Source organism: Streptomyces sp. NPDC097107 (assembly GCF_044762405.1).
GTDB classification, from domain to species: Bacteria; Actinomycetota; Actinomycetes; order Streptomycetales; family Streptomycetaceae; genus Streptomyces; species Streptomyces thinghirensis.
This window is the reverse complement of record NZ_JBIWEF010000005.1, coordinates 86,594-108,753: the sequence shown is the minus strand read 5'-3', so window position 1 is coordinate 108,753 and position 22,160 is coordinate 86,594. Positions and strand designations below refer to the sequence as shown.

The following is a 22,160-nucleotide window of genomic DNA, read 5'->3' as shown; positions in this document are numbered from 1 at the left end:
CGTGGAGTGAACGATTGTTAGCAGCACTTGCTGGGCAGACGTTTTGCATGGCGCCGGACTGTGCGACCCTCGCTTCCCTCCGTGCGCCGCCTCTCCGCCTCCCCGCCGGTCAGCGCCGCTCGGCACTCTGGAGGCGGCAGCGCCATCACATCGCTCGCCGGTCCCCGTCAGCCGACCCGCACTCGACGACCGGCGGGCGGTCGCCTGATTCGGGGGTTGACATGGCCACACGGGAAAGCATCACGGGGAGGTTCGGCTCCGCCGCGGCCGGCATGCTGCTCGCCACGGGGGTGACGCTGGCCGCGCGCCGGCGAGGGCTGGAGAAGGCCCGTCTGCACGAGCGGCAGCTGGAGCTGGAGGAGCTGGCGATCCGGCGCAAGTCGCTGCGGCATCAGCAGCGCCTGCACTGGGAGTTGCTGGCCAGGGCGATCGACGACCCCTCTCTGGCCGAGGTCGTCGACACGTACGACAAGGGCATCCCGGCGCGGAGGCGACGCCAGTTCTTCTACGCGAACGCCTGGTACGTCAACCTCTACCACCTCTACGAAGCGGGCCTCCTGGATCAGGAGGAGTTGTTCGGGCGCTTGCGCGAGCTCTTCCAGACCCCACTGATGCGGGAGTACTGGGAGGCGTCGAAGGAGCAGCGGGCGTCGCTCAAGGCGACATCCACCGAGTCACGCGTGGGCGTCATGGTGGACGGGCTCATCAAGGATCTGGACGAGGCCGACACGGACGAGTGGTGGGTGGTGGGCACGCCCCCGTCCGTCTGATGCTCCGGGGCGCAGGTCAATCTCAGGAGAGAAATGCTTCTCATGGGTGTCTTTCGGCCATGCAGTCACACCGGCAACACCGATCCCAGTAGCGTGCTCCCTAGCACAGTGCCCAACCTGTAAGGACCGGTACCCCTTGAAAATCGTGCGCCGCATCGGTGTGCCTCCAAGCTCGCGCGGCAGTACCTCGGGAGCCAGCTGTCCGGACCTCTTCGAGCTGAGCGACGGCAATTTCGCCGTCATCGGCACCGAGGCCACCGAGACCCTGGAGCGCGAACTCCCCGCCGATGCCTCCCGTGCGGGCTATGAACGCATCGTGGTCATCAGCAGGGAGACCCTGATCCGCGCCAAGGCGGACATCCCCGACGCCTGATCTCCCGCGGGCACGTGTCCACCCCGACCCGTGTCCCGTCACGCCCTCCGGCCGCACGCAACCGTCCACCGCGCCGGACCAGCCGTCCGTCGAGCCCTCGGCACCCCGTCCCGCTCGGCGGCCCCACCGATGAGGCCTGGCGCCAGAACGGCACCAGGCCGCACGCATTCCTCAGCCCGCCGCGGGCACCCCGACCGGCGCCGCCGGTCCCACATACCGCGCCGCCGGCCGGATGATCTTCGAATCGCGTGCCTGCTCCAGGATGTTCGCGCTCCATCCCACCACCCGCGCCGCCGCGAACGTCGGCGTGAACATCTCGCGCGGCAGACCGCACAACTCCATGACCACGCCCGCGTAGAACTCGACGTTGGTGTGGAGCTCGCGCCCCGGCTTCAGCTCCGCGAGGATCGCCTCGACCTGCCGCTCCACCTCGACGGCGAACTCCACGCGCGGACCGCCGAACCGCTGCGCCACCTCTCGGAGCATCCGGGAGCGCGGGTCCTCCGTGCGGTAGACCGCGTGGCCGAACCCCATGATCCGGTCACCGGCGAGCACCCGCTCACGGATCCAGGGGTCGACGCGGTCGGGAGTGCCGATCGCGTCCAGGGCGTCCAGCGCCCGGCTGGGCGCCCCGCCGTGCAGCGGGCCGGACAACGCCGACACCGCCCCGGCGAGGCAGGCGGCCACGTCCGCACCCGTCGAGGCGATGACCCGCGCGGTGAAGGTTGACGCGTTGAAGCCGTGATCAACAGTGGAGATCAGGTACTGCTCGATCGCCCGCGTCCGCTGCTCGTCCGGCTCCGTACCGGTCAGCATGTAGAGGTAGTTGGCGGCGTACGACAGATCCTCGCGAGGCTCCACCGGTTCGAGTCCCTGCCCGAGCCGGTGCAGCGCGGTGAGCAGCGTCGGTACGGCCGCGGCGGCCACGAGGGTGTCCTGGCGGCGCTCGTCGGCCGACAGGTCGTACACGGGTTTGAAGCCTCGGGCCGCACCGAGCAGCGACAGGGCCGTGCGCATCCCGGTGAGCGGACCGGAGCGTCCACCGGCCGCGGCGACGGCGGGCAGTGCCGTGCGTACCGCGTCGGGGAGCCGGCGCAGGGCCGCCGTCTCGGCGGCGAAGGCGGCACTGTGCCCGGCGTCGGGCAGTTCGCCGTGGACCAGGAGGTGCCAGACGTCCTCGAAACCACGGCTCCGGGCGAGCTCGACGGCCGAGTACTGGCGGTAGTGGTAGAAGCCCTCGGGCCCCCGCACGTCACCGACCTCGGTATCGGCCACCACGACACCGGCGAGCCCTCGCGGCACGTCGGCGAGCGTTGCGGCGGCTGCGGTTCTGTTGACGGACATGATTGCCTCCCTGGTCTCGAATTCACTGTCCATAGTTGACGCAACTTCTGTCAATGTTGATTGAATCAATACACACGCCAAGACGACCGTCGCGATCGATACGGTGACCCCCATGCGCGATCAAGAGCCCGAGCACCCCGCCGCCGGCGAACGGCGCCTGACCACCAAGGAGGCGGCCGAACTGCTCGGGGTGAAACCCGAGACCGTCTACGCCTACGTCAGCCGCGGCCAGCTCGGCAGCAGGCGCACACCCGGCGGTCGGGGCAGCACCTTCGACGCGCAGGAGGTGCGGGCGCTCGCCCGGCGCAGCCGGCGCGACAGCGGCACCCCCGAGGCCGCGGGCCAGGAGCTGGCCGTGCGCACCCGCATCACGCTCATCGAGAGCGACCGGTTCTACTACCGGGGCGTCGACGCGGTCGCACTCGCCGCGCGCCACAGCTACGAAGAGGTGGCCGAGTGGCTCTGGACCGGGCGGTTGCGCCCCGGCATCGCCTTCGCCGCGCCCGAGGACTCCGTGGCCGTCGCCCGCCGGGCCGTCGACGCCCTGCCCGAGCACGCCGGTCCCGCCGACCGGTTGCGCGTCGCGGCCATCGCCGCCGCGGCCGCGGACCCGCTCCGCTTCGACCTGTCCGAGGACGCCGTGCTGGGCACCGCGCGCATCCTCGTCCCCACCCTCGTCGCCGCGCTGCCGCCCGTACTGCACACCGGGCACGACCAGGGCCCTCTCGCCCATCGTCTCTGGACGCGGCTCAGCGGGCGGCCGGCCGACGAGGCGGCGCTGCACGCCCTCGACACGGCGCTCTCCCTGCTCGTCGACCACGACCTGGCAGCCTCCACGCTCGCCGTGCGCGTCGCCGCGTCGGCCCGGGCGCACGCCTACGCGGCCGTGTCCGCCGGGCTCGGCGTGATCGAGGGCCCCTTGCACGGCGCGGCCGGCGGTCTCGCCCACCGGCTGCTGCTGGAAGTGCTCGACCAGGGCAGCGCGGCGCCGGTGGTGGCGGAGGAACTGCGGGCCGGGCGCCGCATCCCGGGCCTCGGCCACCGGCTCTACCCCGGCGAGGATCCACGCGCGCGTGCTCTCTTCGCGCTCCTGGACGACATCCCCCGGGCGGCGCCCGCGCTCGCGGCGGCCCGTGACATCCAGGCCACCGCGGCCCGCCACACGCCGCTGAACGCCAACGTCGACCTGGCGCTCGCCGTGCTCACCGCGTCCTGCGGCATGCCCCCCACCGCAGCCGAGACGATTTTCGCTGTGGCCCGGACGGCGGGCTGGATCGCACATGCGCTGGAGGAGTACGGGGAGCGCCCCCTGCGTATGCGCCCCAGTGGGCTCTACTCGGGTCCGAGGCCGCCGCAGCCACTGCCGGAGTAGCGTTCAGGCGCGGTTGGAAGTCACCGCGGCACAAGTCAGGTTAGGCTCACCTCTGTGAGTACGTGCTCAACCGTCTCCCGGGACCTCGACGAGCCCGTTTCGGGCACCGCACCCGTCGCGAGGACCTGGTTGCTGCTCGAACAGCCCGGCCCGTGGGGCGCCAAGGCGCTCACTTCGAGCCACCTGGATCCCGCGCTGGGGCGCGCCCTGGAGGCCGCGGTGAAGGGTACGGGCGTGCGTATCGCGCTCATCCGCAGGCCCGGGCGTCACGCGGACGCGGACCGGGGCGCCCCCGCCGAGCGCCGGGTGTACGCGGCCCACACGGTCCCGGGAAACGTGTGGTTGCACACCACAACGCTGACCGACCCCCGTCGGCTGCTCGCCCTCGATTTCGCCGCGCTCGGCAGGGGTGACCGCCGTGCCTTCGACTCGGTCCTCGAAGGCGCCCCCCACCCGGGCGCCCCGCTCGCTCTCGTCTGCACCAACGGCAAGCGCGACCGGTGCTGCGCTCTCCTCGGCAGGCCGCTGGCGGCCGAGCTCGCGGCGTCCGGGGCCGAGGGCGTGTGGGAGGTCACCCATCTGGGTGGCCACCGCTTCTCGCCGGCGGTGCTCGTGCTGCCCCACGGATACGCCTACGGCCGGGTCCAGGCCCACACCGTCAAGGAGATCCTGCACGGTGCGGCGCGGGGGAGGATCGTCGTCGAGGGCTGCCGCGGGAACTCCGCGTGGGAGCGCCCCGGCCAGGCAGCCGAGCTGGCCGTGCGCGCCGCCATGGAGGAGGACGCGGCCCAGGCGCTGAACGTCGTAGGGACGGACGGTGCCGCACCGCACTGGGAGGTGACCCTGGCGCACGCCGACGGCCGGCACTGGCGGGTCACCGTCACTCAGGGCGCGTCGGCACCCCCGCGTCCGGAGAGCTGCGGGGCCTCGGTGCTGGGCTCGCCGGCGCGGATGGAGGTCACGGCGGTGCGCGAGCTGTCGGTGACGGCGGCGCTCGCGAGCTGACGTTCCGGCCCCGGGGGTGAGCGCGGCCGGCCCCGCGGTGGCGGCGACGACTCGGGAAACGGCGTGCGAGCCGGGCGAGGGGCGGAAGCCCCGGGGGAACGGTGCGAGCCCTCTGGGTGAACGGCACACGCGCGGGACGGCGAGGCACGGCCGAGGCACTCGCTCCACAGCGCCCGGGAGATCCGCGCCACACCCCGTACGGCATGCCGCCACCTCCCACGTACCGTCATGGGTATGAGCCCCACTCCCCCCGTGCGCCGCCTGCGCCTCGGCCTGCCGCGGCGGGTGTTCTCGCAGGTGCTGCTCATGCAGCTGGCTATCGCCGCGGGAGTCACCGTGCTCGCGACCGGGCTGTTCCTGGCGCCTCTCGGTGACCAGCTGGACGACCAGGCGATGCGCCGTGCGCTCGCGATCGCGCAGACCACAGCGCAGCAGCCCCAGGTCGTACGGGACCTGCGGGCCACCCGTCCGGCGCCGGACGGCCCGGTGCAGCGGGAAACGGAGCGGATCCGGAAGGCCACCAAAGCGGAGTACGTCGTCGTGATGGACCGGCGGGGCGTGCGATGGTCGCACACCGATCCGGACCGGATCGGCGACATCGTCTCGACCGACCCCGGACAGGCCCTGGCGGGCCGCGAGATCATGGAGATCGACGACGGCACCCTGGGACGGTCCGCGCGCGGCAAGGTACCGCTGCGTGACGGCGACGGCGACATCGTCGGCGCGGTCTCGGTCGGCATCGCGTACGACAGCGTCCGGGCCCGGCTCATCCACGCCATCCCTGGGCTGTTCGCGTATGCCGGCGGCGCGCTGGCCGTGGGCGCGCTGGCAGCCTGGCTCATCTCGCGCCGGGTCCAGCGACAGACCCGTGACCTGGCCTTCTCGGACATCGCGGGGCTGCTCGCGGAACGCGAGGCCATGCTGCACGGCATCCGGGAGGGTGTCGTCGCCCTGGATCGCGGCGGCAGGGTTCGACTGCTCAACGACGAGGCGCAACGCCTGCTGGGCATCGGCGGCGAGGCCGTCGGCTGCTCCCCCGACGAGGCGCTCGGCGCGGGGCGCACGGCCGACGTCCTGGCCGGCCGGGTGACCGGCACCGACCTGCTGACCGTGCGCGGCCAGCGGGTCCTGGTCGCCAACCGGATGCCCACCGACGACGGCGGAGCCGTCGCCACCCTGCGCGACCGCACCGAACTGGAGCAGCTCGGCCGGGAACTCGACTCGACGCGCGGCCTGATCGACGCCCTGCGCGCGCAGGACCACGAGCACGCCAACCGCATGCACACCCTGCTGGGGCTGCTCGAACTGGAGATGTACGACGACGCCGTGGAGTTCGTCGGCGAGGTGGTCGGCGACCACCGGGTCACCGCGGAGCAGATCACCGAGCGGATCCACGACCCCCTCCTCGCCGCCCTGCTGGTCGGCAAGGCGACCGTCGCGGCCGAACGCGGAGTCGTGCTGTGGGTGTCCGACCGGACGCGACTGCCCCACCGTCTGGTCGACCCCGGAGGGCTCGTCACGGTCGTCGGCAACCTGGTCGACAACGCACTCGACGCCGTCGCGGGCGAGCCGCACGCGCGCGTGGAGGTCGAATTGCGCGCGCGGGGACGTGCCGCCACGCTACGGGTGCGTGACACGGGGCCCGGGATCCCCGCGGAACATCGCGAGCTGGTGTTCACGGCGGGCTGGTCCACCAAGGAGCCGCCGGCGCACCGCCAGCGCGGCATCGGGCTGTCGCTGGTACGCAGGCTGGCCGAGCGACAGGGCGGCAGCGCCACCGTCCGTGAGGCGCACGGCGGGGGCGCGGAGTTCGTCGTCGTCCTGCCCGAGGCACTGACCGAACCGGACCTGGACCCCTCCACCCCCGCCCCCGCCCTCACCGCCCCCGTGAACACCGCTGCCGAGGAGGAGTCCCGATGATCGAGGTCCTGGTGGTGGACGACGACACGCGGGTCGCGCGGGTCAACGCCGCCTACGTCGAGAAGGTCCCGGGCTTCCACGTCGCCGGCGAGGCGCACAGCGCGTTGGAGGCGCTGCGCAGCGTGGAGGCGCTGCCCCGCCTGGACCTGATCCTGCTGGACCACTACCTGCCCGACCGGACCGGCCTGGAGGTCGTCCAGGAGATGCGGCGGCGCGGCCACCAGACCGACGTGATCATGGTGACGGCGGCGCGGGACGTGTCGACCGTCCAGGCGGCGATGCGCCAGGGGGCCCTGCAGTACCTGGTCAAGCCATTTGCGTTCGCGGGGCTGCGTGCCAAGCTGGAGGCGTACGCGGAGCTGCGGCGCACTCTCGACGGTGGTGGCGAGGCGGAGCAGGCGGAGGTCGACCGCATCTTCGGCGCTCTGTCGGCACCGTCGGAACCGGGGCTGCCCAAGGGCCACTCCCCCACCACCGCCGAGCTCGTACGCCAGTGCCTGATGAAGGCCGACGGCGCGCTCTCCGCCCAGGAGATCGCCGACCGGACCGGGGTGAGCCGCCAGACCGCTCAGCGCTACCTCAAGCTCCTGGAACGCACGGGACGGGCCAGGCTGACCCTCAAGTACGGCGACGCCGGCCGTCCGGAGCACCGCTACGAGTGGGCGACCCGCCCCTGAGCGGCGTCGGGCCGACCGCGCCACCGCCTCCTACACGGCCCCCGCCCCGGTCAGCGACCGCACCTCCGTCTCGGCGTGCTTGGCCTCGTCCGGGGCCTCCCGCGAGGTGACCGTGCCGAGCCAGCCCGCGACGAAGCCCAGCGGGATCGACACCAGTCCGGGGTTCTGCAGGGGGAAGTACTGGAAGTCGACGCCCGGGAAGAGCGCCTGCGGGCTGCCCGACACCACCGGCGACAGCAGCACGAGCACCACGGAGGGGACGAGGCCGCCGTACACGGCCCAGACGGCACCGCGTGTGGTGAAGCCGCGCCAGAACAGCGCGTAGAGCAGCACCGGCAGATTGGCGGACGCGGCCACGGCGAAGGCGAGGCCCACCAGGAAGGCGACGTTGAGGTCACGGGCGAGCAGGCCGAGAGCGATCGCCACGGCGCCGATACCGACGGCGGCGATACGCGCCACGGCGACCTCACTGCGCGGCTTCGCGTCGCGGCGCCGCAGGGACGCGTACAGGTCGTGGGCCACGGACGCCGAGGAGGCCAGGGTGATACCGGCGACCACCGCGAGGATGGTGGCGAACGCGACGGCGGCGACGACCGCGAACAGAACCGTTCCCCCGGTGGACCCCGCGCCGCCGCCCAGATCGAGGGCGAGCAACGGGACCGCCGTGTTCCCGGCGGCGTTCGACGCTCGTACGGCACCGGTTCCGACCAGGGCGGCGGCGCCGAACCCGAGCACGATGGTCATCAGGTAGAAGCCGCCGATGAGGCCGATCGACCAGACGACCGACCGCCTTGCCGCCCGGGCGGTGGGCACGGTGTAGAAGCGGGACAGGATGTGCGGCAGCCCGGCCGTGCCCAGCACCAGGGCCAGCCCCAAGCTGATGAAGTCGAAGCGCGAGGTCCAGTCCCCGCCGTACGCCAGACCGGGCGCCAGGAACGCCTCGCCGTGGCCGCTGCGTTCGGCCGCCGTGCGCAGCAGCCGGTCGAAGTCGCCGTGGAAGCGCACCAGGACGAGCGCGGTCAGCGTCACGGTGCCGCCGAGCAGCAGCACGGCCTTCACGATCTGGATCCAGGTGGTGGCCCGCATCCCTCCCAGCGACACGTAGATCACCATGAGGGCGCCGACGCCGATGACCGTCCAGGTCCGCGCCGCCTCGGTCGTCCCGCCGAGCAGCAGCGCGACCAGACTGCCCGCGCCCACCATCTGCGCCACCAGATACATCACGGACACGGTGACCGAGGAGGTCCCCGCCGCGATCCGTACCGGTCGCTCCCGCATCCGTGCCGCCACCACGTCGGCGAGGGTGAAGCGCCCGCAGTTGCGCACCAGTTCGGCGACGAGGAACAGCACGACGAGCCAGGCGACCAGAAAGCCCACCGAGTACAGCATGCCGTCGTAGCCGTAGAGCGCGATGAGCCCCGAGATGCCGAGGAAGGAAGCGGCCGACATGTAGTCGCCGGCGATGGCGAAACCATTTTCCATCGGGGAGAACAGGCGGCCGCCCGCGTAGAACTCCTCCGCCGAGCCCTGCCTCTTGCGGCTCACCCACGTGGTGATCGCCAGGGTGACGGCGACGAATGTGCTGAACAGCAGCAGCGCCAGCGTCTGGTGATCGCCCGTCACGACGCACCGCCTCGCACTCCGCGCGTCAGTTCCTGGGTGACCCAGCGCAGTTCGAGCGCGGCCCGGTCCCTGCGCAGCCGGGCGTGCCGGGCGTACGCCCAGGTGAGAAGGAACGTGGTGAGGAACTGCCCGAGTCCGGCGACCATCGCCACGTTCACCGCCCCGGCCACCGGCCGGGCCATCAGCGTGGGCGCCGTCGTGGCGGCCACCACATAGGCGACGTACCAGACGAAGAAGGCGGCCACCGCCGGCACCACGAACCTCCGATACCGGCTGCGGACCTCCTGGAAGGCCGCGCTGCGCTGGACCTCCAGGTACACGTCGCCCGCACCCCGGGACGGCTCTCCCGCCGGCTCCCGGCGCATCGAGGGCAGCGCGGACTCCGGTACCCCCGTACCGGCCGGCTCACCCCAGCCGGAGGCGAGGGCGTCGTACCACGGGTCGTCGTATCCCGGACTCGGAGACGCGTCGGCTGAGGCGCCGGCCGGGGCGTCGCGGTGGTCGACCGCGCTTTCGGGACCACCCCACGCACCGCTGAGGCGATCATTGCTTGGCTGCATGCCCAAGGATGGACAGAACGGGAAGATCCCCGACTCTTCTTCCCCTCCCGCTTCACCCCATCAGGTGACTGTGTCCCCGGGTGGCCGCACAAGCCCCTTCCCGTACGCGTAAGCAGCTTCCGAGTTCGGTCCTTGAACCTCGCCGGGCCCGGGGTCGAGGACCCCGGGCCCGGCTCGAATGTTACGTATGGTTACCAAGCGTCACGCGTCGATGCGCGACCGGTCGAGCGTCGCCGCCGAACTGGAGATGAACTCCTTGCGGGGAGCGACGTCATTGCCCATCAGCAGGTCGAAGACCTGCTCGGCGGAGTCCAGATCGGTGAGGTTGATGCGGCGCAGGGTGCGGCGCCGCGGGTCCATGGTCGTCTCCGCCAGCTGGTCGGCGTCCATCTCACCGAGACCCTTGTAGCGCTGGATGGAGTCCTTGTACCGGATGTTCTTGCTCTGGAACTCCATGAGCGTGTCGCGCAGCTCGCGGTCCGAGTACGTGTAGACGTACTTGTCCTGGCCCTTCCTGGGCTGGACGAGCTCGATGCGGTGCAGCGGCGGCACAGCGGCGAAGACCCGGCCCGCCTCCACCATGGGCCGCATGTAGCGGTGGAACAGGGTCAGCAGCAGGGTGCGGATGTGGGAGCCGTCCACATCGGCGTCGGTCATCATGATGATCTTGCCGTAGCGGGCCGCGTCGATGTCGAAGGTGCGGCCCGATCCGGCTCCTATGACCTGAATGATCGCACCGCACTCGGCGTTCTTCAGCATGTCGGTCACAGAGGACTTCTGGACGTTGAGGATCTTGCCGCGGATCGGCAGCAGCGCCTGGAACTCGGAGTTCCGGGCGAGCTTCGCCGTGCCCAGTGCGGAGTCGCCCTCGACGATGAACAGCTCGCTGCGGTCCACGTCGTCGCTGCGGCAGTCGGCGAGCTTCGCGGGCAGCGAGGAGGACTCCAGAGCCGTCTTGCGGCGCTGAGCGTCCTTGTGCTGACGGGCGGCGATGCGGGTACGGGCCGCGGCAACGGCCTTCTCCATGACCACCCGGGCCTGCTGGGCGGCGTCGCGCTTGGCGGAGGTGAGGAACGCCTTGAGTTCCTTGGTGATGACGTTGTTCACGATGCGGCGGGCGGCCGAGGTGCCGAGGACCTCCTTGGTCTGGCCCTCGAACTGCGGCTCGGCCAGGCGGACCGTCACGACCGCCGTGAGGCCTTCCAGGGCGTCGTCCTTGACGATGTCGTCCTCGGCGACGCGCAGCATCTTCTTGGTCCGCAGCACCTCGTTCATCGTCTTCGCCACCGCTTGCTCGAAGCCCGCGACGTGGGTGCCGCCCTTGGGCGTGGCGATGATGTTGACGAAGGACTTGAGGGTGGTGTCGTAGCCGGTGCCCCAGCGCATCGCGACGTCGACGCCGAGGTCGCGGGTGACCTCGGTGGGCGTCATCTGGCCGTGCTCGTCGAGCACGGGGACCGTCTCCTTGAAGCTGCCGTTCCCGCTGAAGCGGAGGACGTCGCAGACGGGCCTGTCACTGGCCAGGAACTCGCAGAACTCGCTGATGCCGCCGTCGAAGCGGAAGGACTCCTCGCCCTTGCTGCCCCCGTCGCCGAGGCCGAACTCGTCGCGGACGACGATGGTCAGCCCGGGCACCAGGAACGCGGTCTGGCGGGCCCGCTGGTGCAGGTTGTCCAGGGAGAGCTTGGCGTCCTTGAGGAAGATCTGCCGGTCGGCCCAGTACCGCACGCGCGTGCCGGTGCGGCTCTTGGGGATCTTCTTGCCCTTGCGCAGCCCGCTCCCGGCCTCGAACTTGGCGTCCGGGCCCGTCCCGGTGAACGCGCCGGGAACGCCACGCCGGAAGCTGATGGCGTTCGTGTGCCCGCTGCGGTCCACCTCGATGTCCAGCCGGGCTGACAGGGCGTTCACCACGGAGGCGCCGACGCCGTGCAGACCGCCGGAGGCCGCGTACGAGCCACCGCCGAACTTGCCGCCGGCGTGCAGCTTGGTCATGACGACCTCGACGCCGGACAGACCGGTCTTGGGTTCGACGTCGACCGGGATGCCCCGGCCGTTGTCCCGGACCTCCACCGACGCGTCGTCGTGGAGGATCACCTCGATGTGGTCGCAGTAACCGCCGAGGGCCTCGTCGACGGAGTTGTCGATGATCTCCCACAGGCAGTGCATCAGGCCACGGCTGTCGGTCGATCCGATGTACATGCCCGGACGCTTGCGTACGGCCTCGAGCCCCTCGAGGACGAGCAGGTGCCGCGCGGTGTAGTTGGACCCGTCCCGGTCTGCTCCTGCCAGCAGCGCAGTGGACGGCACGGATGTCTCGGCGGTCACGCGGTTCGCTCCTCGCTGAATTTCAGATGGGGCCCCGCTGGGTAAGGGCGCGGCTCGGTTCACCGGTCAGAGGGTACCGATGCCTGGTAGAGCCGTTGTAACGCCACCCTCGTCGAGGACACACCCTAGTCCAGCGTCGCATACCTGTTCGATCCCTCGACGGGGTGAAGTACACATCACGTTCCCTTCGAGGCATGAACCATTTAGGCTCCGGGCACGTCCTCATGAACAAACCGGCAACCCAGCCGGCGGGACTGACACTGACCGACCGCGCGAACCCGTACGACACAGAGACACGCAATACGGCACATTCGCCGCCAACCGGCAACAGCCTGCCCCTCGGAAAGTTTTTTCGAGGAAAAGCCACGAGCGGGAACGTTTTGGGGCTGGTTGGATGTTGACCCTGGTACGACAGCTCGTCGAGCTAGAGAAGAGGCGACGTGACTACTGTTCTGACTTCCGCAAGCCCGCTGACGGCCGCTGATCGCTGCGACCGCTGCGGCGCCCAGGCATACCTGCGCGTCGTCCTGCTGAGCGGCGGAGAACTGCTCTTCTGCGCTCACCATGGGCGCAAGTTCGAGCCGGAACTCAAGAAGATCGCCGCTGAGATACAGGACGAGACGGAGCGGCTGACGGCCGTTCCGGAATCTTCCCCGGAGGAAGAGCGCTGACGCGACGCGCCCGACGACGAGCCAGCCCGGCACAGGCCGAGGAACGGGCGGCCGCCCCCGGAAACCGGGGGCGGCCGCCCGTGCTCGTGTCCGGCGAGGCTCTCAGGGGCCGTCAGGCGCCCTCGCGCTGCCGCGAGGCGGAGTCCCATCCCAGCGTCCGCAGAACGGCGGAGACGCGCGTGTAGACCCCGGGACTGCCCGGGCGCCCGCAGCCGCTCCCCCAGGACACGAGCCCGATGAGCCTTCCCTGGGCGACCAGCGGCCCCCCGCTGTCCCCCTGACAGGCATCGCGGCCACCTACTTTCTCCCCGGCGCAGAGCATGCTGTCGGCGAGATACCGCCCGTCGTCGCTTCCCGGGTACGCCCGCTCACAGAGCGCGTCGGGGAGCACGCGCACGCGGGCCGCCCGCAGGCCGTTCGCGTAGTCCCCGGCTCCCGAGGTGTCGCCCCATCCGTAGACGAGCGCTCCCGTCTCGGGCCGGTACGCGGGGTCGCCCTCCGCCGCCATGCCTATGACCGAGCCGGCGGGAAGGGCTCCGGAAAGCGTGAGCACCGCGAAGTCACCGGCGTTGCTGACGTCGTCGTGCGCCGGGTTCACCCAGACGTCGCGGACGGGAATCTCCTGGCCCCGGTCCGAGAGCAGGTCGGTACGGCCGGCGACGACCCGCAGATCGCGCACCTGCTCGGGCGGCGACCCGAGAACCACCTCGCCCAGGCAGTGTGCCGCCGTGAGCACGGTGGTGCGACCGACGGCCACTCCCCCGCAGAACTGTCCCGCCCGCGTACCTCCGAACCGGTCACGACTGGACAGGGCGACGGTCCACGGGCTGTCGGACACCTCGACCGGAAAGCCTCCGACGACGATGCTGTCGGCGGACGCGGGGGCAACGGACACCAGCGGTATCGCGGTCGCCGCGGCCGCCAGGACCAGCGGCCGGGCCAGTGCCCGGACAAAGAGGTGACGCATGCAGGCTCCTCACTCCGAGATGGTGATGGAACACCCAGAGTGATCCAGCCCGCCGGACCGCGCACCCGCTGGTCAACGCGAAGGCCCGGTTCCCCACCTGGTGGAACCGGGCCTTGTCGCTTGTACGACCGCGATCTAGTCGAGGTAGTCGCGCAGCACCTGGGAGCGCGACGGGTGACGCAGCTTCGACATGGTCTTCGACTCGATCTGGCGGATGCGCTCACGCGTGACGCCGTACACCTTGCCGATCTCGTCGAGGGTCTTCGGCTGACCGTCGGTGAGACCGAAACGCATGGAGACGACGCCCGCCTCGCGCTCGGACAGGGTGTCGAGGACGGAGTGCAGCTGCTCCTGCAGGAGCGTGAAGCTGACCGCGTCGGCCGGGACCACCGCCTCGGAGTCCTCGATGAGGTCGCCGAACTCGCTGTCGCCGTCCTCGCCCAGCGGGGTGTGCAGCGAGATGGGCTCGCGACCGTACTTCTGGACCTCGATGACCTTCTCCGGGGTCATGTCGAGTTCCTTGGCCAGCTCCTCCGGAGTGGGCTCGCGGCCCAGGTCCTGGAGCATCTGGCGCTGCACGCGAGCGAGCTTGTTGATGACCTCGACCATGTGCACCGGGATACGGATGGTGCGGGCCTGGTCGGCCATCGCGCGGGTGATCGCCTGACGGATCCACCAGGTGGCGTACGTGGAGAACTTGTAGCCCTTGGTGTAGTCGAACTTCTCCACCGCGCGGATCAGACCGAGGTTGCCCTCCTGGATGAGGTCTAGGAAGAGCATGCCGCGGCCGGTGTAGCGCTTGGCCAGGGAGACCACCAGGCGGAGGTTGGCCTCCAGGAGGTGGTTCTTGGCGCGGCGGCCGTCCTCGGCGATGATCTCCAGCTCGCGCTTGAGCTTGGGCGCGAGCTTGTCGGAGTTCGCCAGCTTGTCCTCGGCGAACAGACCCGCCTCGATGCGCTTGGCGAGCTCGACCTCCTGCTCGGCGTTGAGCAGGGGGACCTTGCCGATCTGCTTGAGGTAGTCCTTGACCGGGTCGGCGGTGGCGCCGGCCGCGGCGACCTGCTGGGCCGGAGCGTCGTCCTCGTCGTCGTCGGACAGCACGAAGCCCGCGTTCTCGGTGCCCTCGGGCTCCTCCGTCGCGGCCTTCGGCTCCTCGACCGCCTCGTCCTCGAGAAGCTCGCCGTCTTCCTTCTTGGCGGTCGTCTTCTTGGCCGCCGTCTTCTTGGCGGTCGTCTTCTTCGCTGCCGCCTTCTTGGCGGTCGTCTTCTTGGCCGCCGCCTTCTTGGCGGGCGCCTCTCCCTCGACGGCGGGGTCGGTGGCGGGCGCCTCCGGGGAGGCGGGGGCGGTGGCCTTCCTGCTGGTCACCGCCTTCGCCGCGACCGCCTTGGTGGCGGTGCGCTTGGCGGGACTCTTCGCTGCGACGCTCTTACGGGTGCGCTTGGGCTCCGCGGCACTGACCATCAGCGTCACACCCTCTTCCTCGAGGATCTGGTTGAGGCTGCGCAGTACGTTCTTCCACTGAGTGGCCGGAATCTGGTCAGCTTCGAAGGCCCGACGCACGTCGTCGCCGGCGATCTGCCCCTCAGCCTTTCCCCGCTCAATGAGCGCCATGACAGAGACGGACTCGGCGATCTCCGGCGGGAGCGTACGGGATGTGCTGGCCGACACGAACAACCTCTCGGAACGTTGGAAAACGGCTTCCGGCCCCATCCATGATGGACAGGAGCCGACCGCCGGCTTGGGAGTGGGCCGACGGCGCGGGCGTGCCGGGGAGATACACAGCGCCATGAACGGCGTCCGTATTCCCTCCGCGGCTGTCACCTCTTAGGTCATCGCGTTGTTCCCACGAGCGTTACGCCCAATCCGCGTGGCCCGAGTCACACCCCGTAAGCGTTCAAAATCAGCCAGACACGGATAAACAGGGACTCCTACGAGTACAACCTGACCACACCGGGAGGCCCAGCCTCTCATCACACCGTCGGACCCCGCGGAATCACAGGATTCCACGGGGTCCGGTGCCGGCGAACCGGCCGATCACTGCCATAGGAGGGGTCTGGCGTGCCCGGCCCGCGCCGTAGCGGTGGAACGCGGTCAGTGCTCGCGCGGGGCGGGCACCACGCGTTCCACCTCGGGGTGGACGGTCAGAAGTTGGCGCATGGCGGTCTCGGCCGCCACGCCGTCCCCCGTGGCGAGGGCGTCGACGATCCTGCCGTGCTGCGCCAGCGAGACGTCGTTCGGCCGGTCACAGCCCGTGACCGGGCCGCCGGAGACGTGGAGGGCGGCGGAGACGATCCCGGAGAGGTGATCCAGCATGCGATTGCCCGCGATCTGGATGAGGAGCGCGTGGAACTCGGCGTCGGCACGCGAGAAGGTGAGCGCGTCGCCCTGCCCCATGGCGTGGCCCATGATCCCGACCATGTCGGACAGACGCTGCTGGATGTCCTCGCGCCCGTGCCCGGCGGCGAGGCGCGCGGCGAGGGGCTCGATCGTCCAGCGCAGTTCGCTGAGCTCGCGGCGCTGGTTGTCGCGCTGCGGCCCGAAGGCGCGCCACTCGATGATGTCCGGGTCCAGGAGATTCCAGTCAGTGACGGGACGTACGCGCGTGCCGACGTTCGGGCGGGCGCTGACCAGTCCCTTCGCCTCCAGGACGCGGAGGGACTCACGGACGACGGTGCGGGACACCTCGAAACGCTGGCCGATCTCCTCGGGCACCAGCGGACGGTCAGCGCCCAGGTCGCCCGAAACGATCATCTGGCCGAGCTGCTGGACGAGTTGTCCGTGCAGTCCGCGGCCGCGGTTGCCCGCGGTGCGCCGGCCCACGCGGCCGAGCTCGGGCTCCACCCCTTCCCAGGCAGGCACCCCGACGCGGTCGACGGCGGGCGCCTCGGCGTAGGGGTAGCGGTCGAATTCGCCCGGGTTCGCGAGGCCGGAGTCGGCGGAGCGGGCGGCGGTCATCATGGTGTGCGCAAGGGTAGTCACGCATCCTTTGTCGGCGTCGTCCTCAACTCCCTTGAGGTCTTTGGTGAAAAGCACACGAAAGGGTGATCGCTCACCCCGTCGCAATTGACGCCTTATCGGAAAGAAATGGGCTTTCCCCGGGGAGTTGCGCACACGGTCGGACCGGAAGGGTGAGGCGGAGGTCATCGGGCCCTGCTACGCAGGGTCATGAGCAGGTATGCGCAGAGCAGAGCGGTCAGCGACAACGTCAGTGCGCTGCCGACGGGTTGGACGATCATGCGCAGCACCTCGGCCAGATACCGCTCACCACCGAACGGCCACTGCGTCAGGAGAACCTCGCGCACCCTCATCGGGAAGCCTGCGGCGGTCCGCACGGACGGGCCCGCCCAGACCCTTTGTACGAGCGGTACGACGAGGACGGGGACGGCGACCACGGCGGCGAGCCCGGCCGTGGTGGAGCGGAAGACGCCCGCGGCAAGCACACCGGACCAGGCGCATCCGACGACGAGTCCGAGCCAACCGGCGGTCAGTGCGGGCCAGTCGGCGGGAACCTTCGCGAGCTCCTGTCCGTAGAACAGATGAAGCACTTCGGCGTCGCAGCCGACCGTCAGGGCGGCCAGCACCAGCGCGGTGGCCGCGGATACGAGGAGTTTGGCGGTCAGCAGCCCCATTCGGCGGGGCACGGTGCCCCGGTCCGCCGCCAGGGCGGGGTGACGGAACTCGTCACCGAAGGCGAGCGCGCCGAGCAGCCCCGCCCCGAGCGCCGCGGGCGGCAGCGGCAGTTCCCGCGGCCACGCGGCCAGGAGGCGTGGCTGCGGGGTGTGCCCGACGCGCGCCAGGACCACAGCGGTGACGGCGGACACGACGAGTACGACGGCGCCGGTGACGAACCCGGTGCTGATGCCGACCGCGCGGCGCAGTTCGTAGCGGAGTGGGCTGAGAGGGCTGGGGGCGGAGCGGACGGAGATGGGAGGCGGCAGCGAGGACGCTGCCTTCCGGGTGTCCGCTGCGGCGGGAGTGAGGGCGGCGAACGGGCGCGGTGTGTGCCGGGGGGCGGTGAGGGCGGGTGGCGTGTGGGCGGGTGGCGTGTGGGCGGACTCGGCCCCGGAGACATCGCCCGCGGGCCCGGTGGGGGACGGCTGTGGGCCCTCGGGCTGCGGGCTGTCGAGCGGCTCGTCCCGGGGAAACAGGCGCGGGTCGCCTCCGCCGGAAGCGGTCGCGGCCGGGGGCGGGGCCGGGGCCGAGGGTGGTGGGTCTGCGGGTGACGGGCGAGGGGCGGCGGTCGGGTTCCCCGCGCCGGGCTCCCGGCTGTCTTCGGCATCCTGCTGCCGGGCTGCCGGCACCGCGCCCGCCCCCGGACCCATGTCACCGATCTCGTCGGCCAGTTGGTGTACGAGGATCCCGTGGCGGAACGCGGTCTCACCGATGTCGGCACACGTACTGCCGTACACCGCGAGGCGGTTGCCGCCTTCGCGCACGACCTCCACGGAACGGCGGGCCGCGCGCGCCTCTTTGGCCAGCAGGGCGGCGAGCCGGGCGGCGTGCGGGCTGCGGACCGCGACGCGGGGGCGCAGACGCGTACGGGAGAAGTCCGCCACCTCCTGATCGGCGACGACTCTGCCCTTTTCGAGCGTGACGACGTGGTCGGCGGTACGCGCGGCCTCCTTGGGATCCGCCGTACTGAACAGGACGGTGCCGCCCTGGGCGGCATGGGCACGCAGCGTGTCGTGGACGCGACGGGCCTCATGGGCGGACAGCGCTCCCGCGGGGTCGTCGAGCACCAGGGTGTGCGGATCGGGAAGCAAAGCACAGGCCAGTCCGAGGCGTCGGTCCACACCGCGGGAAAGGGTGCCGAGGCGTTCGCCGCGCAGGCCCACCAGTTCGGCCGACTCCAGGACTTCGTCGGCCCGCCGGACGGGAACCCCGGCCGCCGCGCACAGCATGCGCAGATGGCCGCGAACCGTCCGGGACGGGTGCCCCGGCACATCGCCCAGCAGGACTCCGACCTCACGTGAGGGGTGGGCGATGCGGTGCAGGGGCCGGCCTCTGAAATAGGTGAGACCACGGCCGTGCTGGAGTTCGAGCATGAGTCTGAGCGCCGTCGTCTTGCCGGCGCCCGCTGCTCCGAGCAGTGCGGTGACGTGGCCCGCGCGCGCGTCGAAGGAGACGTCGTCGACGGCGGGCGGAAGCTCCTTGCGGGGGTTGCTGGTCAGTCCGAAGGCCTGGATCACCCGTAGCAAGATAGCGTGCTATATCCGATTTTTCGGGCATGGCAAGGCCCGGCGGACACGGAGTGACGGACCCCGTCGATCCCTCGTTCGCCGTTCGCCCCGGGTTCCTGCCCGGGCTCGCCGTCACACCTCGGGGCGCAGCATCGGGGGGTTGAGGAGAGTCGCGCCGCCGGCCCGGAAGAGCTGAGCGGGACGGCCGCCCTGGCGGGTGGTCGTGCCCCCGGTGGGGACGAGGAAGCCCGGCGTGCCCGTCACCTTGCGGTGGAAGTTGCGCGGGTCGAGGGCCACGCTCCACACCGCCTCGTAGACGCGCCGCAGCTCCCCGACGGTGAACTCGGGCGGGCAGAACGCGGTGGCCAGCGACGAGTACTCGATCTTGGAGCGGGCTCGCTCCACCCCGTCCGCCAGGATCTGGGCGTGGTCGAAGGCGAGCGGCGCCACCGGCTCGCCGTCATGGCCGTAACCAGCCTGTTCCAGCAGCTCCTCGACCGGCGCCCAGCGCGCGTTGCTGGCGTCACCGCCCGCCCTTGGTGCGGGCAGGTCGGGAGCGAGCGCGAGGTGGGCGACGCTGACCACGCGCATCCGGGGGTCGCGCTCGGGGTCGCCGTACGTCGCGAGCTGCTCAAGGTGGGCGCCATTGTCCTGGGTGGGTTCGACCGGGTCGTGGACGCACAGCCCCGTCTCCTCGGCCAGCTCCCGCGCCGCCGCCTGCGCCAGGTCCTCGTCGGCCCGCACGAAACCTCCGGGCAGGGCCCAACGGCCCTGGAACGGCGGCTCGCCCCTGCGCACCGCCAGCGCGCACAGGGAGTGGCGGCGAACGGTCAGCACGACCAGGTCCACAGTGACGGCGAAGGGCGGAAACGCTGACGGGTCGTAGGGCATGCGGTGATCATAGTCGTCTGCCTGACGATAAACACTCCCTTCGCCACCGCTTCGTCGGCTGGTCCACGTCGCTGGGCCCACGTCCCGCCGCCCGGCTCCCGGACGCCGTGCGAAGCCACGTACTGCCAGGTCAGGCTCCTAGTTGCAGCCCGGCGGCGGCCTCTTCGACCATGGCCAGACCGAGTCGGCTGACCCGGATTGAGAACGGCGCTCCGGCGACGCGCAGCCCCGTGAGTCCGAGCTCCCCCAGAGGCGCGTCGCGCACGGGACGCAGGGTGACGGTCTTGGCCGGGGCGTCGGGGCGGATGCCCGCGAGCGTGGTCAGCAGCAGCACACCGGCGGCGGCCGCGGTGGCGGCGGGGCGGCAGGCCGCCGGGTGCGGGAGGGGCGCGCCCGCGTCGGTGCGTTGCTCGCCCGCGTACATCTCCGGCAGGCGGTGCCCGAAGGTGCCCGCCGCGGCCACTACGCCGCGCAGCAGCGAGCCCGCCTCCTTCTCGTGACCGGCAGCGGCCAGACCCGCCACCGCGATCGCCGTCTCCTGGACTCGTACCGCCCCGGCGCGGTGCCCGAAGGGGTTGTATCCCGCTTCCTTCTCGGCCAGTCCGCGCAGACCCCAGCCCGAGTCCATGGCCGGACTGCCCAGCAGCCGGGCGAGTCGATCGGTCTGCACCGGGTCCAGCAGGCCCGGAGCCGGAGCGCCACCACCGAGCAGCCCGGTGTCGAGGAGGTGAGCCGCTGCCGAGCTCAGGTGCGGCACGAGGCGACCGTCCGGGGCTCGTGCAGCGGCGGGCCGTCCGCCTGCCGGGTCGTCGATCCAGAAGTCCCGCTGGAACGACGTCCGCAGCCGCCCGGCGAACTGCCGCAGTCCGTCACCGCCCGGTCTGCCGAAGTCGTCGAGCAGTTCGGCACCGAGCAGGGCGGCGCGGTGGGCTCGAGCCTGAGTATCGCATCGGACGGGGCCGCCCGGGTGCGGATCGGGTACGTACGTGCCGTCCCCGGCAGTGGTGCGCAGCCAGGCCAGACACCGCTCGGCGGCCGGCATCAGCTCCTGCGTCTCGTGTTCGCAGAGCCCCCAGCGGCGGGCTTCCGCGAGGAGCACGGGGAAGAGCAGGGTCGCCTCGGTGCCGGTGCAGCCCGGCGGCAGGTGCGGGCCGGTGTCACGTCTGGGTCCGGGGATCATGCCGTAGCGCGGGCCGGGGCCACGGTGTTGGGTGCGGGCGAGGGCGCGCAGCGTACCGGCGGCGAGCCGGGTGCCGAGCGGAAGTGTCATCCGCGCGGCGGCGAGAGCCTCGGCGGGGGCCAGACCGCAGCGCCAGGGAACGCCGGCCGCGAGATGGACGTCGGCGGGGTGTGCGGGATCGCGCAGCAACAGGGCTCTGAGGTCCTCGATGCTGGTCCGCAGGAGGGCGGGGACCGCGGGGTCGTCGCCGGTGGCGTGCGCGGAGGCCAGCGGGTCGGCCGCCGTGCGGCCCACGGCCCGGAGCGGGCCCACGCCGTCCGGTCGTACGCGCAGTTCGAGGCTCGTGCTGCCGCCCGGAGGCAGTAGGAACTCCCACCGCAGGAGTCCGGCGGAGGCCAGTGCGTCGGCGGGCGGCGGAACGGCTGTGACCGAAGCGCCGCCTCCGGCCCCGGACCACCGCAGCCCGGAGGCGTGGACACTGGCCGACAGGGCGGGGCCCGCGCGGCCGGCGGCGATCGATCCCAGGTCGGCCAGGTCCGTGCCGAGGTCCACCTCGACCGGCAGCCGCAGTGGGTGGGGTGACCAACTGCGCAGCGTGATTCGCTCCGTACCGTCGGCGTCCCGGGTCCGCTCGACCATAACGTCCGGGTCCGGCCCCGGCGCGGACGACGTCCGAAGCGTCCCCACGAAGCGGGCACGGTGGGCGTCTGTCATCCGGGCCTGCGACGGGAGGGGCTCACGCCCGGCCACGCGAAGGCGGCACCGGGAGAGCAGGCGTCGGCCCGCGCGGTAGAACCCTTCCAGCCCCAGGCCGGTCAGCTGCCCATGTTCCGTGGAGATCACGAGGCCGGGCAGGGCCACGCCGATCATGGTCTTGTGAGCGGGCGGCAGTTCCCCGGATCTGCGGAACGTCGCGGACGGGGCACTCCGCGGAGTCACCCCCTTTGTGCCCGGCCACGCCGACGAGAGCGGCGCCCCCGGCCGGGTGCGGGCCGTCGGCGGGCCGAGGTTCTGTCCCTGCCCGGAGCCGCGGCTCCTGGCGTGCGCCAAGGAGACGGCGAGGGACGGCAGCGTGGTCCTCCCTCCGGCGGCAGAGGTGTCCGGGGCGGCGAAGGGCGGAGTCGGCTGGTGCATGGGAGGGCTCCCTCTTTGCTCGGTGCGCCTCTGGCGGAACGGCGCCGTGTGAAGTCCGGCCGGACGGCTGCGGTGCGGCGTCCCGACCGGTCCGGGCGTTCCGCCACTCAGGTGAACGGAGCTGGTGTCCTCCGGGTCACGCCTGCGGCGGGGATGCCCGGCATATGA

Annotated in this window: 17 protein-coding genes; 7 read left to right on the top strand and 10 right to left on the bottom strand. The window is 71.5% G+C overall.

The window, feature by feature from the left end; all coding sequences use genetic code 11:
• Nucleotides 1–221: 221 nt before the first annotated feature.
• The gene (locus tag ACIQ1J_RS13220; RefSeq protein WP_403556808.1) at nucleotides 222–770 is read left to right on the top strand and encodes a DUF6082 family protein; all 549 of its coding nucleotides are present in this window, start codon (nucleotides 222–224) and stop codon (nucleotides 768–770) included.
• 136 nt (nucleotides 771–906) lie between these two features.
• Nucleotides 907–1,143, top strand: a complete 237-nt coding sequence (locus ACIQ1J_RS13215) for a hypothetical protein (RefSeq protein ID WP_121749648.1) — start codon at nucleotides 907–909, stop codon at nucleotides 1,141–1,143.
• Nucleotides 1,144–1,314: 171 nt separating this feature from the next.
• Here ACIQ1J_RS13215 and ACIQ1J_RS13210 read toward each other — a convergent pair whose 3' ends face one another.
• Nucleotides 1,315–2,487 carry a citrate synthase/methylcitrate synthase gene (locus tag ACIQ1J_RS13210; protein ID WP_403556806.1) on the bottom strand — a complete coding sequence of 391 codons (1,173 nt, stop codon included), beginning with the start codon at nucleotides 2,485–2,487 and terminating at the stop codon, nucleotides 1,315–1,317.
• A 112-nt stretch (nucleotides 2,488–2,599) separates the two neighbouring features.
• Here ACIQ1J_RS13210 and ACIQ1J_RS13205 point away from each other — a divergent pair, with 112 nt between their 5' ends.
• The 4 genes from ACIQ1J_RS13205 (at nucleotide 2,600) to ACIQ1J_RS13190 (ending at nucleotide 7,461) form a co-directional block, all read left to right on the top strand.
• The gene (locus ACIQ1J_RS13205) at nucleotides 2,600–3,859 is read left to right on the top strand and encodes a citrate/2-methylcitrate synthase (RefSeq protein ID WP_403556804.1); all 1,260 of its coding nucleotides are present in this window, start codon (nucleotides 2,600–2,602) and stop codon (nucleotides 3,857–3,859) included.
• Between the two features lie 54 nt (nucleotides 3,860–3,913).
• Nucleotides 3,914–4,864, top strand: a complete 951-nt coding sequence (locus tag ACIQ1J_RS13200) for a sucrase ferredoxin (protein ID WP_403556802.1) — start codon at nucleotides 3,914–3,916, stop codon at nucleotides 4,862–4,864.
• Nucleotides 4,865–5,098: 234 nt separating this feature from the next.
• On the top strand, nucleotides 5,099–6,784 hold the full coding sequence (locus ACIQ1J_RS13195) for an ATP-binding protein (RefSeq protein ID WP_403556800.1): 1,686 nt from the start codon (nucleotides 5,099–5,101) through the stop codon (nucleotides 6,782–6,784).
• Entirely contained in the window at nucleotides 6,781–7,461 is a 681-nt protein-coding gene (locus tag ACIQ1J_RS13190; RefSeq protein ID WP_403556798.1) for a response regulator, read from the top strand. Before ACIQ1J_RS13195 ends, ACIQ1J_RS13190 begins: the two co-directional genes overlap by 4 nt.
• Nucleotides 7,462–7,491: 30 nt before the next feature.
• Here ACIQ1J_RS13190 and ACIQ1J_RS13185 read toward each other — a convergent pair whose 3' ends face one another.
• The 3 genes from ACIQ1J_RS13185 to ACIQ1J_RS13175 all read right to left on the bottom strand — a co-directional run bounded on the left by ACIQ1J_RS13185 (nucleotide 7,492) and on the right by ACIQ1J_RS13175 (nucleotide 11,969).
• Nucleotides 7,492–9,084 carry a cation acetate symporter gene (locus ACIQ1J_RS13185; RefSeq protein WP_403556796.1) on the bottom strand — a complete coding sequence of 531 codons (1,593 nt, stop codon included), beginning with the start codon at nucleotides 9,082–9,084 and terminating at the stop codon, nucleotides 7,492–7,494.
• Nucleotides 9,081–9,644 (bottom strand): DUF485 domain-containing protein, encoded by a 564-nt coding sequence (locus tag ACIQ1J_RS13180; RefSeq protein ID WP_403556794.1) that lies wholly within the window; start codon nucleotides 9,642–9,644, stop codon nucleotides 9,081–9,083. Before ACIQ1J_RS13180 ends, ACIQ1J_RS13185 begins: the two co-directional genes overlap by 4 nt.
• A gap of 201 nt (nucleotides 9,645–9,845) precedes the next feature.
• Nucleotides 9,846–11,969 carry a type IIA DNA topoisomerase subunit B gene (locus tag ACIQ1J_RS13175; protein ID WP_403556792.1) on the bottom strand — a complete coding sequence of 708 codons (2,124 nt, stop codon included), beginning with the start codon at nucleotides 11,967–11,969 and terminating at the stop codon, nucleotides 9,846–9,848.
• 440 nt (nucleotides 11,970–12,409) lie between these two features.
• Here ACIQ1J_RS13175 and ACIQ1J_RS13170 point away from each other — a divergent pair, with 440 nt between their 5' ends.
• Nucleotides 12,410–12,640 carry a hypothetical protein gene (locus tag ACIQ1J_RS13170; protein WP_055419847.1) on the top strand — a complete coding sequence of 77 codons (231 nt, stop codon included), beginning with the start codon at nucleotides 12,410–12,412 and terminating at the stop codon, nucleotides 12,638–12,640.
• A gap of 112 nt (nucleotides 12,641–12,752) precedes the next feature.
• Here the strand turns inward: ACIQ1J_RS13170 and ACIQ1J_RS13165 are convergent, their stop codons facing one another.
• From ACIQ1J_RS13165 to ACIQ1J_RS13140, 6 genes are all read right to left on the bottom strand, one after another.
• On the bottom strand, nucleotides 12,753–13,607 hold the full coding sequence (locus ACIQ1J_RS13165) for a S1 family peptidase (RefSeq protein ID WP_403556790.1): 855 nt from the start codon (nucleotides 13,605–13,607) through the stop codon (nucleotides 12,753–12,755).
• A gap of 135 nt (nucleotides 13,608–13,742) precedes the next feature.
• Nucleotides 13,743–15,275 carry an RNA polymerase sigma factor gene (locus ACIQ1J_RS13160; protein ID WP_403556788.1) on the bottom strand — a complete coding sequence of 511 codons (1,533 nt, stop codon included), beginning with the start codon at nucleotides 15,273–15,275 and terminating at the stop codon, nucleotides 13,743–13,745.
• Between the two features lie 423 nt (nucleotides 15,276–15,698).
• Nucleotides 15,699–16,586: a sporulation transcriptional regulator WhiH gene (whiH, locus tag ACIQ1J_RS13155; RefSeq protein WP_403556786.1), complete on the bottom strand. Its 888-nt coding sequence runs from the start codon at nucleotides 16,584–16,586 to the stop codon at nucleotides 15,699–15,701.
• A 161-nt stretch (nucleotides 16,587–16,747) separates the two neighbouring features.
• Nucleotides 16,748–18,796 carry an ATP-binding cassette domain-containing protein gene (locus ACIQ1J_RS13150; protein ID WP_403556784.1) on the bottom strand — a complete coding sequence of 683 codons (2,049 nt, stop codon included), beginning with the start codon at nucleotides 18,794–18,796 and terminating at the stop codon, nucleotides 16,748–16,750.
• 123 nt (nucleotides 18,797–18,919) lie between these two features.
• The gene (locus ACIQ1J_RS13145) at nucleotides 18,920–19,678 is read right to left on the bottom strand and encodes an NUDIX hydrolase (protein WP_345636512.1); all 759 of its coding nucleotides are present in this window, start codon (nucleotides 19,676–19,678) and stop codon (nucleotides 18,920–18,922) included.
• Between the two features lie 130 nt (nucleotides 19,679–19,808).
• Complete coding sequence (locus tag ACIQ1J_RS13140) at nucleotides 19,809–21,992, bottom strand: glycogen debranching N-terminal domain-containing protein (RefSeq protein ID WP_403556782.1); 2,184 nt, start codon at nucleotides 21,990–21,992, stop codon at nucleotides 19,809–19,811.
• Between the last annotated feature and the right edge of the window lie 168 nt (nucleotides 21,993–22,160).

What these genes read in the sequence shown, in the direction of transcription:
- ACIQ1J_RS13210 (WP_403556806.1), bottom strand. Translation starts at nt 2,487, where the DNA reads ATGTCCGTCAACAGAACCGCAGCCGCCGCAACGCTCGCCGACGTGCCG.
- ACIQ1J_RS13190 (WP_403556798.1), top strand. Translation starts at nt 6,781, where the DNA reads ATGATCGAGGTCCTGGTGGTGGACGACGACACGCGGGTCGCGCGGGTC.
- ACIQ1J_RS13165 (WP_403556790.1), bottom strand. Translation starts at nt 13,607, where the DNA reads ATGCGTCACCTCTTTGTCCGGGCACTGGCCCGGCCGCTGGTCCTGGCG.
- ACIQ1J_RS13145 (WP_345636512.1), bottom strand. Translation starts at nt 19,678, where the DNA reads ATGCCCTACGACCCGTCAGCGTTTCCGCCCTTCGCCGTCACTGTGGAC.
- ACIQ1J_RS13180 (WP_403556794.1), bottom strand. Translation starts at nt 9,644, where the DNA reads ATGCAGCCAAGCAATGATCGCCTCAGCGGTGCGTGGGGTGGTCCCGAA.
- ACIQ1J_RS13205 (WP_403556804.1), top strand. Translation starts at nt 2,600, where the DNA reads ATGCGCGATCAAGAGCCCGAGCACCCCGCCGCCGGCGAACGGCGCCTG.
- ACIQ1J_RS13195 (WP_403556800.1), top strand. Translation starts at nt 5,099, where the DNA reads ATGAGCCCCACTCCCCCCGTGCGCCGCCTGCGCCTCGGCCTGCCGCGG.
- ACIQ1J_RS13140 (WP_403556782.1), bottom strand. Translation starts at nt 21,992, where the DNA reads ATGCACCAGCCGACTCCGCCCTTCGCCGCCCCGGACACCTCTGCCGCC.
- ACIQ1J_RS13220 (WP_403556808.1), top strand. Translation starts at nt 222, where the DNA reads ATGGCCACACGGGAAAGCATCACGGGGAGGTTCGGCTCCGCCGCGGCC.